Source organism: Microcoleus sp. Pol8_D6 (genome assembly GCF_036700965.1).
GTDB lineage: Bacteria > Cyanobacteriota > Cyanobacteriia > Cyanobacteriales > Microcoleaceae > Microcoleus.
On the sequence record NZ_JAUBPW010000057.1, the window covers coordinates 13,010 to 28,209 of the forward strand.

General features: G+C 46.4%; 18 protein-coding genes. 9 read left to right on the forward strand and 9 right to left on the reverse strand.

Annotated features, from left to right (window positions below; all coding sequences use genetic code 11):
* The first annotated feature begins 6 nt into the window (after nt 1-6).
* Both QUA10_RS20910 and QUA10_RS20915 read left to right on the forward strand, forming a co-directional pair.
* Entirely contained in the window at nt 7-468 is a 462-nt protein-coding gene (locus QUA10_RS20910; RefSeq protein ID WP_333084520.1) for an SRPBCC family protein, read from the forward strand.
* Nucleotides 452-640, forward strand: coding sequence for a CPXCG motif-containing cysteine-rich protein (locus QUA10_RS20915; protein ID WP_333084521.1), 189 nt, complete (start codon nt 452-454; stop codon nt 638-640). The genes QUA10_RS20910 and QUA10_RS20915 overlap by 17 nt, the downstream gene beginning before the upstream one ends.
* Before the next feature lie 4 nt (nt 641-644).
* Here QUA10_RS20915 and QUA10_RS20920 read toward each other — a convergent pair whose 3' ends face one another.
* The 3 genes from QUA10_RS20920 to QUA10_RS20930 form a co-directional block, all read right to left on the reverse strand.
* Nucleotides 645-1,397 carry a gamma-glutamyl-gamma-aminobutyrate hydrolase family protein gene (locus QUA10_RS20920; RefSeq protein WP_333084523.1) on the reverse strand — a complete coding sequence of 251 codons (753 nt, stop codon included), beginning with the start codon at nt 1,395-1,397 and terminating at the stop codon, nt 645-647.
* Between the two features lie 205 nt (nt 1,398-1,602).
* Nucleotides 1,603-2,265: a DUF2834 domain-containing protein gene (locus tag QUA10_RS20925; protein WP_333084524.1), complete on the reverse strand. Its 663-nt coding sequence runs from the start codon at nt 2,263-2,265 to the stop codon at nt 1,603-1,605.
* A gap of 117 nt (nt 2,266-2,382) precedes the next feature.
* Nucleotides 2,383-3,630 (reverse strand): FAD-dependent oxidoreductase, encoded by a 1,248-nt coding sequence (locus QUA10_RS20930; protein WP_333084525.1) that lies wholly within the window; start codon nt 3,628-3,630, stop codon nt 2,383-2,385.
* Between the two features lie 8 nt (nt 3,631-3,638).
* Between QUA10_RS20930 and QUA10_RS20935 the strand changes: the two genes are divergently transcribed.
* The 3 genes from QUA10_RS20935 (at nt 3,639) to QUA10_RS20945 (ending at nt 6,579) form a co-directional block, all read left to right on the forward strand.
* A complete protein-coding gene (locus QUA10_RS20935; protein ID WP_333084527.1) occupies nt 3,639-3,869 on the forward strand; it encodes a hypothetical protein in 231 nt (76 codons plus the stop codon).
* On the forward strand, nt 3,860-5,260 hold the full coding sequence (locus tag QUA10_RS20940; protein ID WP_333084529.1) for a glycoside hydrolase family 10 protein: 1,401 nt from the start codon (nt 3,860-3,862) through the stop codon (nt 5,258-5,260). The genes QUA10_RS20935 and QUA10_RS20940 overlap by 10 nt, the downstream gene beginning before the upstream one ends.
* 338 nt (nt 5,261-5,598) lie before the next feature.
* Complete coding sequence (locus QUA10_RS20945; protein WP_333084531.1) at nt 5,599-6,579, forward strand: aldo/keto reductase; 981 nt, start codon at nt 5,599-5,601, stop codon at nt 6,577-6,579.
* A gap of 128 nt (nt 6,580-6,707) precedes the next feature.
* On the opposite strand, the gene QUA10_RS20950 is transcribed toward QUA10_RS20945, so the two are convergent.
* From QUA10_RS20950 to QUA10_RS20970, 5 genes are all read right to left on the reverse strand, one after another.
* Nucleotides 6,708-7,922, reverse strand: coding sequence for a M20 family metallopeptidase (locus tag QUA10_RS20950; protein WP_333084532.1), 1,215 nt, complete (start codon nt 7,920-7,922; stop codon nt 6,708-6,710).
* A 247-nt stretch (nt 7,923-8,169) separates the two neighbouring features.
* Nucleotides 8,170-8,877, reverse strand: coding sequence for a dethiobiotin synthase (gene bioD, locus QUA10_RS20955; RefSeq protein ID WP_333084533.1), 708 nt, complete (start codon nt 8,875-8,877; stop codon nt 8,170-8,172).
* 60 nt (nt 8,878-8,937) lie between these two features.
* Nucleotides 8,938-10,626, reverse strand: coding sequence for a serine/threonine-protein kinase (locus QUA10_RS20960; protein WP_333084534.1), 1,689 nt, complete (start codon nt 10,624-10,626; stop codon nt 8,938-8,940).
* 402 nt (nt 10,627-11,028) lie between these two features.
* Complete coding sequence (locus QUA10_RS20965) at nt 11,029-11,487, reverse strand: GatB/YqeY domain-containing protein (RefSeq protein ID WP_006635515.1); 459 nt, start codon at nt 11,485-11,487, stop codon at nt 11,029-11,031.
* Nucleotides 11,488-11,569: 82 nt separating this feature from the next.
* Nucleotides 11,570-11,776 (reverse strand): hypothetical protein, encoded by a 207-nt coding sequence (locus tag QUA10_RS20970; protein WP_333084535.1) that lies wholly within the window; start codon nt 11,774-11,776, stop codon nt 11,570-11,572.
* Between the two features lie 320 nt (nt 11,777-12,096).
* On the opposite strand from QUA10_RS20970, the gene QUA10_RS20975 reads away from it, so the two are divergent.
* The gene (locus tag QUA10_RS20975; protein ID WP_333084536.1) at nt 12,097-13,089 is read left to right on the forward strand and encodes a ribose-phosphate pyrophosphokinase; all 993 of its coding nucleotides are present in this window, start codon (nt 12,097-12,099) and stop codon (nt 13,087-13,089) included.
* A 247-nt stretch (nt 13,090-13,336) separates the two neighbouring features.
* On the opposite strand, the gene QUA10_RS20980 is transcribed toward QUA10_RS20975, so the two are convergent.
* Entirely contained in the window at nt 13,337-13,531 is a 195-nt protein-coding gene (locus QUA10_RS20980) for a hypothetical protein (protein ID WP_333084537.1), read from the reverse strand.
* Between QUA10_RS20980 and QUA10_RS20985 the strand changes: the two genes are divergently transcribed.
* Genes QUA10_RS20985 through QUA10_RS20995 form a run of 3 tightly spaced genes read left to right on the forward strand, consistent with a single transcriptional unit; the run spans nt 13,523 to nt 14,863 of the window.
* On the forward strand, nt 13,523-14,254 hold the full coding sequence (locus tag QUA10_RS20985; protein ID WP_333084538.1) for a DUF3747 domain-containing protein: 732 nt from the start codon (nt 13,523-13,525) through the stop codon (nt 14,252-14,254). The genes QUA10_RS20980 and QUA10_RS20985 overlap by 9 nt on opposite strands.
* Before the next feature lie 34 nt (nt 14,255-14,288).
* The gene (locus QUA10_RS20990; RefSeq protein WP_333084539.1) at nt 14,289-14,546 is read left to right on the forward strand and encodes a hypothetical protein; all 258 of its coding nucleotides are present in this window, start codon (nt 14,289-14,291) and stop codon (nt 14,544-14,546) included.
* Nucleotides 14,547-14,578: 32 nt separating this feature from the next.
* Nucleotides 14,579-14,863 (forward strand): hypothetical protein, encoded by a 285-nt coding sequence (locus QUA10_RS20995; RefSeq protein ID WP_333084541.1) that lies wholly within the window; start codon nt 14,579-14,581, stop codon nt 14,861-14,863.
* The last annotated feature ends 337 nt before the right edge of the window (nt 14,864-15,200 follow it).

Below are 15,200 nucleotides of genomic sequence, written 5' to 3' on the forward strand. Positions count from 1 at the left end.
TATAAAATGCCTAATTTTAAATATTCGTCGTTGATTAATGCCACTGTTGAAGTAGTCTGGAACTTTCACGAAAGGCCGGACATTCTGCAACTTTTGACTCCGCCTTGGCAACCGGTGAAAATCATTCGCCGCGAAGGGGGACTCGATGTGGGTGCTGTATCAGAATTTCGCCTGTTATTGGGGCCGATTCCTGTAAAATGGGTGGCGACTCACACTGAGTGCGAACAATATCGCTTGTTTGTTGATGAACAAACTGAGGGGCCGATGGCACGTTGGACTCATCGACACGAGTTTACCTCAGAAAATGGTAAGACTAGATTGACAGATGCGATCGCATTTTCGATACCGGGCGGCCCGATTGTCGATTTGTTGTTAGGTTGGTGGGTAGAAATGCGGTTAACAGATATGTTTTGCTACCGCCACGAAGTCACAAAAAGAGAGTGCGAGAAAGATGCAAACAACGGCTGAATATTACTGTGCTTTCTGCGGCGAACCGAGTACAACTTTTATTGATATCAGCGGTGGTATGGAGCAATCTTATATCGAAGATTGTCAGGTTTGCTGTCGCCCCAATGTTCTGTATGTCAGAATAGATGAAGATACCCTGGATATTGAAATAGATACTGACTATCAAGAATAAGTGACTATAAAAATGTAGGAATTGCCTTTGATTCTGACTTGGTAGAATTCATAAATCTTGAAGCTGCTGCTTCTACGAAAGCCTGAAAAATTCGAGAGTTGAATGAACAGTTTGGGGACATTTCGGGGTGCCATTGAATTGCTATCATCCAAGGGTGATAGCAGTGTTCCATTGCTTCTACCAAAGTGTCAGGTGCATTCGCTACTATTTGCCAATCGGATGTTACCTTCCTCACTGCTTGATGATGCCACGAAACAACGGTTGTTGAAGTTTTCCCCATAATTTTTGCTAGCCGACTGGTTGGCTCAATTTCAATGGTATGCTCGATCGCACGCGGGGGAATTCCCGAACCGTGATTAACCTCGTCTCCGTAAGCATCCGGTACGTGAATCACCAAACTGCCGCCGCTGGCTACGTTCAGCATTTGCATACCCCGACAAATCCCCAACACAGGTATGTCAGCCTTCAAAGCTAGCTTTGCTAAGATTAATTCAAAATTGTCGCGTTCTGCATTAACTGAGTAAACTGTGTGATCGACATAACCGCCATAAAGTTCTGGGTTGATATCTCCGCCCCCGGAAAAAATCAAACCATCTACTGCGTCCAAAATACTAGCCGGATCTAATTGATGGGGCGGCAGTAAAATCGGAATGCCACCAGCCGCCTGAACTGCATCAATATAAGTTCCATTTAAGCGATATTCACCTGCTGGACAGCGGTTGTATGTTGTGATGCCAACAATAGGAAATTTTTTCATTTGCTAGAAAATGGGAGATATTTTTTTACATTAATACTCAGATTTGGCACTATTTGTAATCAGTGTTTCATGGGCGGGCTAGGAGCAACAGCCCACCATAAAACTTATTTATTGTGAAACAGGCATCTTGCCTGTTTCTTGTCTGATTACTTGTGATTGATTCTTACATTAATTACATTAAACTGAAAATTCCCTGCAATGCTGTCTAATTTGTAACAGTTTTAGTATTAGTTTCCAGCAGCGGTTTGCGCGTGCACAGATAAGCCAGCGGCCCGAACAGCGGTACTAATGTTACTGCCCAAAATGCTATAGAACTCTGCATTCCTCGGCGCGCCATATCGTCTCCTAATAAGGCAGGAAATAGTAGGCAAAGCATACAAAAATCTAAACTCATTACGTGGATAAAACGGCTGGTTTGCCACTGTGCAATAAAATCAGACCAATCGCCTTTTGTCAAGCCAAATGCAACTAAACCAACACCAGCTAATGTTAAGAAAATTCCAGTAAAACGGGAGTCTAATATCTTTAAAAATATATTTTTATGACCGGAAAATTCTGGATTCGGTTCGCGCAGGGCTAAATAAGGCAGCAAGGCAAAGGCGCCGACGCCAAAGGATAAAGTGGCAAACAACCATGCAGGTATTTTTTGGCCCCTGCCGTCAGCAAATAAGACACAACTGTAGATGAGTGGCCAGACTCCCATGAGGTTGAACAACGCTACAATTAAAGGGTTGATGTCTGCTATTTTGCCTGTGGAAAGATTGGTAATTAGTGTGATGGTTTGTTCTGGGCTGTCGGGTGGTGCAAATACAAAGGCGTAGGTGCTAAATGCAATCCAAATCAGCCAAAATCCAATTTTTCTGAACATAGTTATTTTTTCTGACTTCTGATATTACTATAGCAAGCTTAAAGGGTTTTTGAATAAGACTTTTTTTATTTACCGCAGAGGACGCAGAGAAAGAGAGGAGAATATCTGAATGTATTGCTATTTGGTATTGCGGGTTTTGGGCAGATTGCTAAATTTTTGCATAAATTGTCGATCGATCCAATCTTTCCAGTACCACAGCAGCGCCGATTCCCACATGAAAGAGCCGCGAGAGGCGATCGCCCTTTTATTCCCAGTACCAATTAAGCCTAAGTATTGTTCCTGCGGTGCAAAGGGTTTCAGCGGTTTTTCCAATAAAAACTGCTGCAAATTTTCAAACAGCGGTTTGCCCTGACGCACGGCAAACACGCCTGCTTTGGGACGGGGATAATTAACCATCGCTGCGATATCTCCAGCCGCAAATACGTTGGAGTGAGAGACGGATTGCAGGCAATCGTTGACTTGGATAAAGCCGTTGGAATCTGCTGCTAAACCGGATTCTCCGATCCAATGGGCTGCCGATGCTTGTGTTACCCAAAAAATGCGATCGCACTCTAATTCTAAACCTGATTTACAGGAAATTTGGTAATTGGTAGGGAATTGAGGATTGGTTTCCCTCTCAATCTTTTTTACAGCACAGACTTTTTCCTTTAAATGCAATTGAATTCCGCGACTGATGAGAATTTCTTGAAGGCGACGACGCACCCGATGGTTATGTGCAGGCATCAATTCAGCACCGCTGTGAAACAAATGAATTTCTGATGATAAATTTTCTAAATTTTCTTCCCTCTTCCTTCTTGCCTCTTCCTTCTTGCCTCTTCCTTCTTGCCTCTTCCTTCTTCCTTCTTCCTTCCCCAATCGAGATTGCATATTTAATGCTAATTCTACGCCGCCTGCACCGCCGCCTACAATCGCTATCCGCAGCGGTTGATCGGGATGATTTTGCCTAGATTCTATCAACTGGTTCCAGCTAGCTAAAAACTGCGGTACGGGTTTAGCTGCAATTGCATATTCTGCGGCACCCGGTACAGATAAAGTCGCAGGAGTGCTGCCAATATCCACAGAAAGCACATCAAAATTAACCGAAGGGTGAGTTTGACAAATAACTAAGTTTTTGTTAAAGTCGATCGCGATCGCCCGATCGATTAATATTTGACACCCGGCAAATTCCGCGAGCGATCGCAAATAGATGTGACATTGATCATAATCGTAAAATCCGGCAACGTGCCCCGGCAGCATCCCCGAATAAGGGGCGTGCAGCACGTCGCTAATCAGAGTCAAACGTACTCCCGGCAGCGGTTTAATGCCGAACATTTTTAATACAATAGCATGACTGTGACCGCCACCAATTAAGACTAAATCTTTCACAATTACAGATGTTCGATCGAAATGTTCCAGCACCGATATTGTACAGCACTCGCACTCCTTGGGCCGCAAAGTCCGGTAAGGAGAGCTGGCAGTGCGTAATGAATGATTTCCCAGCAGTTAGACAGAATGCTGTCACTTACCCTCTGTCTCAGAGATTATACTTAGCTCAGTTGCGATCGGAGCACATCAATCCACCCATTTCGCTTAACCGATTCCACATTCAGCGCCAATGGCTGTAGACTGTAGAGCGAGCAAATTTTATCACCAAATTATGCCGGGGTGTGTTTCAATAGCTAACTCACCATTCAAAACTATGACATTACGCATCATTCCGCGCAGTTGGCAGCGATCAATTAAAACTCTTTTCCCGCTTCTGTTTGCCCTCTCATTCATTATAGTATTGCTGGCGAACAACTTCATTCCGGCGATCGCCCAGCAACCCCGCCAGGAAATTCGCGGCGTTTGGATGACGACAAACGACAAAGACATCCTCAGAGATCGTCGCAAACTAGGAGATGCTGTCAGCAAACTAAAACGGTTAAATTTCAACACAATCTATCCCGTTGTCTGGAATTCTGGGTATGCAATGTATCCCAGCAATGTAGCGCAGCAAAGAGATATTCAACCCTTTGTTTACAGAGGGTTAGAGGGACAGGATATGATCGGAGATTTAATCGCTCAAGCTCACCGCCAAGGCCTGCTAGTAATTCCTTGGTTTGAGTTTGGTTTCATGGCTCCTCCTACATCAGAATTAGCATTAAATCATCCCGATTGGCTGACACAAAAACAGGACGGCAGCCAAACATCAATCGGTGCAGGTGGCGAAGTAGTTTGGCTCAACCCCTTTCATCCAGAAGTCCAGCAATTCATTACCCAACTCGTACTAGAAATCACCACTCAATATAACGCCGACGGCATTCAATTTGACGATCACATGAGTTTGCCGTCTGAATTTGGATACGATGACTACACAATTGCTTTGTATACCAAAGAAACCAAAAAAGCGCCGCCCAAAGATTTTCAAAATCCAGCATGGGTGCAGTGGCGAGCCAATAAAATTACCGCTTTTATGTCGCAGCTAAATCAAGCCGTCAAAGCAGTCAAACCCCATGCAATTTTCTCAATTTCTCCTAATTACTACGAGTTTGCTTACAAACATCACCTTCAAGATTGGCTGACTTGGGTGCGTTTGGATATTGCCGACGAGCTAATCGTGCAAGTCTACCGTCCCAATTTAGAATCATTTGTAGGCAAGATTAACCGTCCCGAGATGCAAGAAGCACAGCAAAAAATTCCCACCGGAGTTGGGATTATGACAGGTTTGAGAAATAACCCAGTACCGATTCAGCAAATTAAATCTCAGGTGCAAGCAGTCCAAGAATACGGCTTAGGCGTCGCTTTCTTCTACTACGAAAGCTTGTGGGAATATGCACCAGAACCCCTCGCCCATCGACTTTCTCAATTTAGTGCTTTCTTCCCGTCTTCTGCATTCCGAACAGCGCTACAAATACCCAGACGCGCGGCGACTTTCCCTCCGCCGCCACCACCCAAACCAGACCCGAAAGCTAAGCCAGAGCAACCTACGAAAAACAGCCCACCTTTGCCCTCGCCAACCACGTACAAGATTTAAAGAGTCATCAGTCATTGGTAATTTTGTACGGTCTGCCATTAGTCCAACAGTCCGACAGGGGTTTAAACCCCTGTCTCATAGCTGAAGTCGTCTAAAGACGACTGTAGCAATTCTATCAAAACTGTTTTTGTATAGAGTTAGCGCAGAATATATGTGTAACTCTAATTTTCAAAATTTAGATTACTATTTGAGTCGGTTTTAACCGACTTATGCTATTAGACAGGGACTTGAGTCCCTGGCGGCCCGTGGCAGAATGAAACAGCTCTACTGGGGGCTAGGGGATACCGACTTATGTTCCTATAAAATATCCGTATTACCAACAACTACCATCAATAAAAATGCAAACAAAGCAAAAATTTTTACTGCCAAAAATGGGCTGCGGTACTTGGGCTTGGGGCAACCGATTGCTCTGGGGCTACAATGAAAGTATGGACGATGAATTGCAAGCCGTTTTCAATCTTTGTGTTAGTAACGGCGTCACTTTATTCGATACTGGCGACTCTTACGGAACTGGCAAATTAAACGGACGCAGCGAACAGCTTTTGGGGCAGTTTTCTCAACAATATCAAGGTACAAATAAAGACAGTATTTGTATTGCGACAAAACTGGCTGCTTATCCTTGGAGACTGACGCGACAATCAATGATATCGGCTTGCAAAGCCTCTGCTTCGCGCCTCGGAAAAAATGTAGATCTGGTGCAAATGCACTGGTCTACAGCTAATTACGCTCCTTGGCAAGAGGGGGCTCTTTTAGACGGTTTGGCTGACCTTTATGAGCAAGGATTGGTCAAGGGAGTGGGCTTGTCTAATTACGGGCCAAAACGGCTGAAATGGGTGCATCGGAAATTTAGCGATCGCCAAATTCCTATTGTTACTTTACAAGTGCAATATTCGCTACTTTCTACCTATCCGGTGACAGAACTCGGATTGAAAGATGTTTGCGATGAATTGGGGATAAAATTGATTGCTTACAGTCCTCTAGCCTTGGGTTTGCTGACGGGTAAATATTCCGAAAATGGCCTTCTTCCTAAAGGTATCCGAGGTTTGGCGTGCAAGCAGCTACTTCCGGGAATGCGATCGCTTTTGGAATGTTTGCGAGAAATAGCTGCCTTCAGAAATAAGACTGTTTCGCAGGTAGCAATCAACTGGTGCATCTGCAAAGAAACTATTCCGATTCCGGGGGCGAAATCTGCGACACAGGCGAGGGATAATATTGGTGCTTTGGGCTGGGAGTTAGACTCCGGGGAGATTGCCGAATTGGATAAGGCGGCGGCAAGTGTAGATAAAAAAATGGTGCAGAATATCTTTCAAACTCGGTAATATCTGAGATGTTGCACCATTTTCATGAACAGGCAAGATGCCTGTTCCACAAGACATGAATTTGCTTGTTCCACAAAAACTAAATTTTCTTGTGGGATAGGCTTTTAGCCCGCCCCTGAAAGCCTGATTTACATCGCACAAAAATTTTCCACACACCGTACAAACATTTCTACACCCATCCCCAGCGCAGTTTCATCAAAATCAAAGCGCGGGTGATGGTGCGGGTAAGCCAAGTTTTTCTCTGGATTTGCTGAACCTAAAAAGAAATAGCAACCGGGGACTTCTTGCAAAAAGAACGACATATCCTCGCCGCCCATTGTTTGGCATTCGGGAACGATTCCTGCAGGAGTTTCGACAACTGATTCTGCCACGCCGCGCACCAATTCAGCTATTCTCGAATCATTAATAACTGGCGGATAAAGCGCACAATAATCTAATTGGTAATTTGCCCCGTGACTCTGACAAATTCCAGCAATTACTTGCTCGATTCGCTGTGCAAAATAACCTTGATATTCTGGATTGAAATAGCGCACCGTACCACCGATTTGAGCGGTATCGGCAATCACGTTGTGGGTGTGGCCTGCGTGGAATTTGCCGACAGTTACTACCGCTGAGTCGATCGGGTCAATGTTCCGCGCGACGATTGCCTGCAAAGCGCTGACAATTTGGGCTGTAACTACGATCGAGTCCACAGTTTGATGTGGCATTGCGCCGTGTCCACCTTTGCCAAAAATCGTGCACTCAAAAACTTCTACAGCCGCCATCAAAGCGCCGCTGCGGACGCCTACAGTACCCAAAGGTAGATTGTTCCACAAATGCAAGCCGACGATCGCATCAACATCAGGATTCTTCAAAACTCCCGCTTCAATCATCGGTTTTGCGCCCCCTGGGCCTTCTTCGGCGGGCTGAAAGATAAATTTTACCTTACCCGAAAAACTGTGTTTGTGCTTTGCGAGATAACAAACAGTACCAAGGGCGATCGCAGTGTGGCCGTCGTGACCGCAAGCGTGCATAATTCCATCATGCTGCGATCGATAATCCACCTCATTTTCTTCTTGAATAGGCAAAGCATCCATATCCGCCCGAATTGCCAAAACCCGCCCCGGTTTGCCACTGTCTATAGTTGCGACTATACCAGTTTTAGCAATATTAGTTTCATGATCTATTCCCCATTCCTGCAACTTTTGCGAGACAAACTGCGCCGTTAAATTTTCATCAAAACTCAACTCCGGCTTTTGGTGCAAAAGGCGACGCCATTCGACTAGCTGAGGCTGCAAATTTCTAATCTCCAGCCGCAATTGAGATAAATCGACAGACGTTAAATTCGGTAAAGTAGAAACCATGTTTTATTCTCCTTTTTTTTGATGATGTTTTAGATTTAATCAATTGATAAATGGTAATCACTAATTATAGCAACCATGAATAATTTGTGAAACTCTCTTTTCTCTTTCTCTGCGCTCTCTGCGGTTAAAATAAAATCTTCTTCAATCCTATCCCAGTTGTGCAGGAGATTTTTTTAAAATGAACCACAGAGGCCGCAGAGTACGCAGAAGAAGAGAAGAATGAGAAATAGAGGTGTTTAGAATAAGGTTATTTAGAAGTCTGAGCAACTAAATTAACCCCTGGCAGTAACTGCTCTAAATCTAAATCTGAAGCAACTTTAGCTAATTTAGCAAGGTCAGTCGGGTCATCTAAATGCGGCAAAATACCCAACACAGGTATTTGAGTCAGGGACTGGAGCAAATCAGGGGGCGCTAAATCGGCAATTTCTTGTTCCGAATAAGCTTTAACGCAATTGAGCACAATTCCTCTCAGCTTAAAACCAGTGTGTCTGGCGAGAGCAACATTCGCTACAGCTTGCCCGATCGCCCCCAACCTCACAGGTACTACCAAAACCCCCCTCAGCCGCCAATCCCTGGCAAGATCTGCCACGGTCAGTTCCCGCGTTACAGGCGATCCCAGCCCTCCCAAAGCTTCCACCAACACAAAATCCTTGCGCTCAGAGAGGCTTTGCCACGCCGTCCAGACCTTTTCGAGTTCGATACGTCTCCCCTCCCGTTCCGCAGCAATTGGCGGTGCTAGAGGCGCATCAAAGTGCACCGGATTGAGTTCTTCGGGGGATTGGTCGAGGGAAAACAAACGGGTGTAGAGTTCGCGATCGCCCGTTCCCGTTTGCATGAGTTTCATAATTCCCAAACTGCGATCGGGAAAATACATTTGCCAATAAGCAGCCAGAGCGCTGGTCAAAACAGTTTTGCCCGCGTCGGTATCAGTTCCAGCAATTAGCAGCGAGTTCATTGGCAAATAGCTAACAAGTAATTGGCATCAACATCAGTCTAGGGGAATTTTGCCAGAAGTTTAGAGTTCTGGCGATGGTGCGGGTGTTGGTGCGGGTTCCGGTGATGGCGCGGGTTCCGGTTCCGGTTCCGGCGACGGTGCAGGAGTTGGGGCCGGTTCTGGTGACGGTGCGGGTGTTGGGGCCGGTTCCGGCGACGGTGCGGGTGTTGGGGCCGGTTCCGGCGACGGTGCGGGTGTTGGTGCGGGCGTCGGTTTGGGCGCGGGAGTCGGTTTGGGCGTCGGTTTGGGTGTGGGAGTTGGTGCGGGCGTCGGTTTGGGCGCGGGAGTTGGCGCGGGCGTCGGTTTTGGTGTCGGAGTTGGCGCTGGGCTTGGTTCTGGGCTTGGTTCTGGGCTTGGTTCTGGACTGGGTTCCGGCAAAGGTTCTGGACTGGGTTCCGGCAAAGGTTCTGGACTGGGTTCCGGCAAAGGTTCTGGGCTCGGTTCCGGCAAAGGTTCTGGACTGGGTTCCGGTAAAGGTTCTGGGCTTGGGGTTGGTAAAGGTTGGGGGGTTGGGGTTGGCAAAGGTAGCGGGTTTGGTATCGGAGTTAGTGTCGGCGTGGGATTTATGAGTGCTGGCGCTGTCGGAGTGGGTTTGGGGCGCGAATTGTTGAGAAATGAGCCGACTAAAGCCCAGGAACCGAAGCCAGTCAAGATTACTAAGCCCGCCAGCAGTCCGATCGCAGCGATGGGATTGTCCCAAAAAGTGTCGGCAGCAGGCTCAATTAACGGGTCTGGCTGGTTTTTTTGGGGGTGGGAACTCTGGGCGGCGGGCTCTGGCGGCCTGCCCACGGCCACCGTTGCTATTAGCGAAGGGTTTGTCGGCACAACTGCTGGCGGCGCGGGCGGTACAGTTGGCTGGCTAGGCTTAGGATTAGTTTGGGTGTCGAGTGCTTGGGCTACTTCGCTGACAGATTGATATCGATCGCCCGGAGACCGGCTCAACATCCGATTCAGCACCAAAGCCAAACCCGTGCTCACCTGCACTCGCTGCTGCCAATTCCACTGCAGCGTTGTTTGATCGAGCAATTCCTGCGGTTCTTTGCCTGTCAGCAGGACGATCGCCGTTACAGCTAAAGCGTAGAGGTCGCTGCTGGCTGTTGCCCGCCCGCTGTGCAACTGTTCCATCGGCGCGTAGCCGATTTTGCCGACTGTTGTCGCGTGGGCTGTTCCTTCGGGAGACTGGACTTTGGTGGCGAGTTCCTTCACCACTCCAAAGTCAATCAGCACAGGCATTTGGTCGTTTTCGCGCCGAATTATATTTTCTGGGGAGATGTCGCGGTGGATGATGCCGCGGGCGTGGATGTGAGCGAGTACAGGCAGCATTTGCCGGATAAATACCAAGACTTCGGCTTCACTGAAGCTGCGACCATTTGAAGTTCGATCGAGCAACAGTTCGCGGTAAGTCATTCCTTCCACGTAATCTTGCACTAAAAACAAACGCTGGTTCTCTTCAAATATTGCCCGAAACTGGGGAATTTGTGGATGCCCAATTTGGTAAAGTATTGCCGCCTCTCTTTGAAACAATTCCTTCGATTTTTCCAAAACGTATGGCCCGCTTTGCACCGGAATCAATTCCTTCAGGGCGCAGCGTTCTTGAAACCGTCCCAAATCTTCTACTAAATAAGTCCGGCCAAATCCTCCTTGACCTAAAATATTCACCAAGCGGTAGCGGTTTTGTAGGAGAGTTCCAATAGCAATAGGTGGCTGCATAAGTTTAAGTTGAAACTGTTAAAAAATAGACGATCGCTCACAGACTTAGTAATGCTAGGTCTTTAATGCTCTTGAGCATACTTCACTATCTGTAGTCCCCAGTCCCGACCAAAGTTAGTATTTTACATTTTTTTGACATTCTTGGACGCCCGGATGGTCAGAAACCGGGTTTTTTCACGAAAATACACAGGTTGCAACCCGCATATCCGATCGAAAACCCGGTTTCTGCGTCAATATCTCAAGGGAGAAATGCACAATTTTTCGTAGAAACCGGGTTTTTTAGCCTTAGCCCTAATAAATTGTCGCCCCTGGGCATAAGCCATACATCTCTATAAAGCTTGAGATGATTTATGGGAGATGTCTATTGACTACTGACTACTGACTACTGACTACTGACTACGGTCAACTGTTAAGCTTTGCTTTCACCATGTCTTGAATTCTGTTACCGTCTGCTTTGCCCTTAAGCTGCTGCATTGCTTTACCCATCACCTTGCCCATATCTTTTGCAGAAGTAGCGCCAACCGAAGCAATCACTTCGTCAACGACTTGACTCACCTCTTCGTCTGACATCTGCGGCGGCAAATACTCTTCAACAATTGCTAACTCCGCCTCCTCTTGTGCCACTAAATCTTCGCGGCCACCTTTGCGGTATTGTTCGATCGAATCCCGGCGCTGTTTGGCTATTTGCATCAAAATTTCCATTTCTTGAGCTTCTGTCAGCGTCTCTTGGCCGGAGGGACGCAGGCTGACTTCTTTTTCGAGAATAAATTTCTTGATGCCGCGAACTGTTTCCAAGCGAACTTTGTCCTTGGACTTCATGGCTGCTTTGATTTCTTCGTCAATGCGTTCTCTTAAGCTCATCGATTTCTACCTTGCTTTGCCCGATATCAAAAATCTGAAGTATGCTTCCGATTCTTAACTTTTTTTACAGTATTTTTCAAGTTTATTGCCTGGTGGTGGCTTTTTTATCGCATTGAACCCGGATGCCTTCGGCTTTCGACTGAATTTGGGGTGGCTGCACTTGCAGCCTCGGCCCCAAATTGACCCACGCCAGAACTTTTAGATGCAGGGACACAAGTGCGATCGTACTTTTGCCAGTACAGAGTTCGCTAGAACCCACATTCCACACCCTGGGGGTGTCACACAGCATAATTACGCAGAAAACTCTATCTTTACAGTAATCAATTATGCCTTTAAAAAGTTTTTAATCCGTTAATGTACGGTATTCAAGTATAATTCATAGTTTTATTGCTGGATAAAAATAAGTAAAAACCGATTGTGACCGTTAAGGGAGCCGAATGTGGGCTAGAAACCCGGTTTCTCGGACATATTTCTGCAAGTCCTATTCAATTCGCCTAACTTCACACTTGTGGCCGCCCCGAATGTTAAATCTCTTAAAAAATTGGCTGAATATTTCTAGTTTCAGATGGTAAGATAGCGATGGAATAAACGTCCTGCAAGAGGCCTGCTGTGATCCGTTCTGCTACTTTACCGCTTCCGCTTCCCGAGCCGCCGGTTTCCGCTCATGACCGTCTGCGGCTGTTCTCCGGTTCTGCTAATGTTCCCCTCGCCCAAGAGGTGGCTCGCTATCTGGGGATCGATTTGGGGCCGATGGTTCGCAAGCGGTTTGCTGATGGGGAACTCTACGTTCAAATTCAAGAATCAATTCGGGGTTGCGATGTTTACTTGATTCAGCCAACTTGCTGTCCGGTAAACGATCGCCTCATGGAATTGTTAATTATGATCGATGCTTGTCGCCGCGCTTCGGCCAGACAAATTACTGCAGTCATCCCCTATTACGGATATGCTAGGGCTGACCGCAAAACGGCCGGAAGAGAGTCGATTACTGCAAAATTAGTGGCTAATTTGATTACGGAAGCTGGGGCCGGTCGCATTTTGGCGATGGATTTGCACTCGGCTCAGATTCAAGGTTATTTTGACATTCCTTTCGATCACGTTTACGGTTCGCCGGTGCTTTTGGATTATCTGGCGAGCAAGCAATTGACGGATATTGTTGTGGTTTCGCCGGATGTTGGCGGAGTCGCTAGGGCGAGAGCTTTTGCCAAAAAGCTTGGCGATGCTCCCCTGGCAATTATTGACAAGCGCCGCCAAGCTCACAACGTGGCAGAAGTGATGAATCTTATCGGTGATGTCAGGGGCAAAACTGCTGTGTTGGTGGACGATATGATCGATACTGCCGGCACGATTTCTGAAGGTGCGAGATTGTTGCGCCGCGAGGGTGCGAGGCAGGTTTATGCTTGTGCTACTCATGCGGTGTTTTCGCCTCCGGCGATCGAGCGTTTGTCGAGCGGGGTTTTGGAAGAGGTAATTGTTACGAATACAATTCCTGTACCTGAAGAGAACCGTTTTCAGCAGTTGACGGTGCTTTCGGTAGCCAATTTGCTCGGAGAAACTATTTGGCGGATTCACGAAGATAGTTCTGTTAGCAGTATGTTCCGCTAGAGGGCAAAGACAGTTTTTGAATGTTTGTTTTAGGGTGCGTTAACAAGAGTGTAACGCACCGTTTTTTTTGTGAAGAGTGCGATCGTTTCCCGCAAGTAATCAGCCCAGTCTCATCTAACTTTTACTCTCAAGTCCCATCAAATTATTGTGGAGTGGGCGTCGCGCCCGCCCGGAAAATACAATTTAGAGGTCGAACAGCTTATCAAGTTCCTCGGTAAAATAACGCTTATAACTTTGTAGGGAGGACTCAAGTCCTCATAAAATTCGCTCGGAGTTGAGTTTTCACTACGAACCAATGTGACGATCGCCGATCGATCGCACTTGGTACCACCGGAACAAGAGATGGTAAAATTCTATCTTGTTGTTGGAAGAGGGCGACTTTTTTATATTCTAGATAAGTCTCATCACCATAAGGAGCCAATAGGGAAAAATCATGAAACATTCACTTGTACGAACAGTGGCCGCACTGGCAGGTTCAGCAATTTTAACACTTGGGGCGATCGGTTCGGCTAAAGCATTTACTTTTGACGAAACCGACATTAACCAAGACCGAGTAATTGTCATCGCCCAACCCCGCCCTTTCGGCGGCTACCAATTGCTAATTCTAGAACAAGTCTCTGACACGCGAAAATGCTGGAGCGAAAGTGGCTCTAATCCCGTGAAAGTCGATCCCTTATTAGTTAGTTTTGATTTCACCGGTATTTGTGGCCGCGCAACAGACAGCAACGGCTTTTCAATTCGCATGGCAGGCACAGATTTAGCATTAAAATACACCCTAAGCTTGGAAATTGTTGATGGCAATGTTCTTCTAATGGGAACTCCGGTAGATTACCAAGGCAAATCGGTGATTATCGGTCGCACAAACGGCGATGTTAATGACTTCATGAAAATCACTCTCGATCCTGCTTGGCGATTGAGTAAAAGAGCTTATCAAGGCCGCACATTAGGTCACTTTTATTTCACTACCAATCAATCCGCACCGGAAGAAATTGGCAATACCGGAGGCAATACCGGAGGCAATACCGGAGGCAATACCGAAGCAATACCCCAGCCAATACCAATACCAATACCAATACCGCAGCCAATACCGCAGCCATCACCGCAGCCAATACCGCAGGAAATACCAATACCGCAGCCAATACCGCAGGAAATACCAATACCGTAGGCAATACTGGCTTTTCTACAATTCGGAGATAGCTATGGATGATATCTACGCTTCCGAAACTAAAAAAGCTGTGGGCTTTGGGTTTGTATCCCGGTTTTCTCAAAATAATACCTTTCGACTGCAACTTGCTGTTACCAGAGGGCAATTGGTATCTTTAGTATTGGAATCCTGGAAAGGAGTACAAGATGCTATATCACATTTCCTAGCAATGTTTCTATCCGTCCCTATAGCGATGTTGATATTTTCCGCTGGAGTGCCTGAAAAGTTCTATTTGCGCGGAAAAACAAGATAGTTAGCTACTATCAAGATGGAACTTTTAAACCTATGCAGTCCGTCACTCGCGCTGAATTGATGGCGGTGCTGCCAAGAGCGGCGGAATTTGGCTTGTCGGCGGGAATGCAGCCGAATTTAGTTGCTAAAGAACCGTCTAAAACTTTTTCAGACACTCAGAATTATTGGGCTGCTTCTATTACTCAAATTTCTTCTTATTGTTCTGTTGCTGCCGCTATTAACGAAATTGGCGATCGGTTTGCTTTCGATGATTCTGCACAGCGGGATTACGCGGCGGCGGCTACTTTGCGGATGCTGAAATGCGTTAAGGCTCAGTAGGGCGAATTAGATCCCCGAATTCTTCAAGAAGTTGGGAATCTAAGTATATTGCACAATTATACCATTTCTCTAAAAGTATGCTACAGTCCTCATCGTTGAGTTTACTACATAGAATCAACCTACTGTTGCTACTGTTGCATGAATTTGGAGAAATGGTATTACCTCATTTGTTGATTAATAGTTATATGTTTTACTCTTGTTAAGAACGGGCAAGATGCCCGTTCCACAAAACTTTATTTTATTGTGGAACGGGCATCTTGCCCGTTCCTAAATAAGTAATTGAGAATGGTGCAAGATATCAGTTGATCAGAACTTTAGTCCTTACTACAAACCAGTT

What these genes read in the sequence shown, in the direction of transcription:
- QUA10_RS20910 (WP_333084520.1), top strand. Translation starts at nt 7, where the DNA reads ATGCCTAATTTTAAATATTCGTCGTTGATTAATGCCACTGTTGAAGTA.
- QUA10_RS20915 (WP_333084521.1), top strand. Translation starts at nt 452, where the DNA reads ATGCAAACAACGGCTGAATATTACTGTGCTTTCTGCGGCGAACCGAGT.
- QUA10_RS20920 (WP_333084523.1), bottom strand. Translation starts at nt 1,397, where the DNA reads ATGAAAAAATTTCCTATTGTTGGCATCACAACATACAACCGCTGTCCA.
- QUA10_RS20925 (WP_333084524.1), bottom strand. Translation starts at nt 2,265, where the DNA reads ATGTTCAGAAAAATTGGATTTTGGCTGATTTGGATTGCATTTAGCACC.
- QUA10_RS20935 (WP_333084527.1), top strand. Translation starts at nt 3,639, where the DNA reads ATGTTCGATCGAAATGTTCCAGCACCGATATTGTACAGCACTCGCACT.
- QUA10_RS20940 (WP_333084529.1), top strand. Translation starts at nt 3,860, where the DNA reads ATGGCTGTAGACTGTAGAGCGAGCAAATTTTATCACCAAATTATGCCG.
- QUA10_RS20945 (WP_333084531.1), top strand. Translation starts at nt 5,599, where the DNA reads ATGCAAACAAAGCAAAAATTTTTACTGCCAAAAATGGGCTGCGGTACT.
- QUA10_RS20950 (WP_333084532.1), bottom strand. Translation starts at nt 7,922, where the DNA reads ATGGTTTCTACTTTACCGAATTTAACGTCTGTCGATTTATCTCAATTG.
- bioD (WP_333084533.1), bottom strand. Translation starts at nt 8,877, where the DNA reads ATGAACTCGCTGCTAATTGCTGGAACTGATACCGACGCGGGCAAAACT.
- QUA10_RS20960 (WP_333084534.1), bottom strand. Translation starts at nt 10,626, where the DNA reads ATGCAGCCACCTATTGCTATTGGAACTCTCCTACAAAACCGCTACCGC.
- QUA10_RS20965 (WP_006635515.1), bottom strand. Translation starts at nt 11,487, where the DNA reads ATGAGCTTAAGAGAACGCATTGACGAAGAAATCAAAGCAGCCATGAAG.
- QUA10_RS20970 (WP_333084535.1), bottom strand. Translation starts at nt 11,776, where the DNA reads ATGCTGTGTGACACCCCCAGGGTGTGGAATGTGGGTTCTAGCGAACTC.
- QUA10_RS20985 (WP_333084538.1), top strand. Translation starts at nt 13,523, where the DNA reads ATGAAACATTCACTTGTACGAACAGTGGCCGCACTGGCAGGTTCAGCA.
- QUA10_RS20980 (WP_333084537.1), bottom strand. Translation starts at nt 13,531, where the DNA reads ATGTTTCATGATTTTTCCCTATTGGCTCCTTATGGTGATGAGACTTAT.
- QUA10_RS20990 (WP_333084539.1), top strand. Translation starts at nt 14,289, where the DNA reads ATGGATGATATCTACGCTTCCGAAACTAAAAAAGCTGTGGGCTTTGGG.
- QUA10_RS20995 (WP_333084541.1), top strand. Translation starts at nt 14,579, where the DNA reads ATGCAGTCCGTCACTCGCGCTGAATTGATGGCGGTGCTGCCAAGAGCG.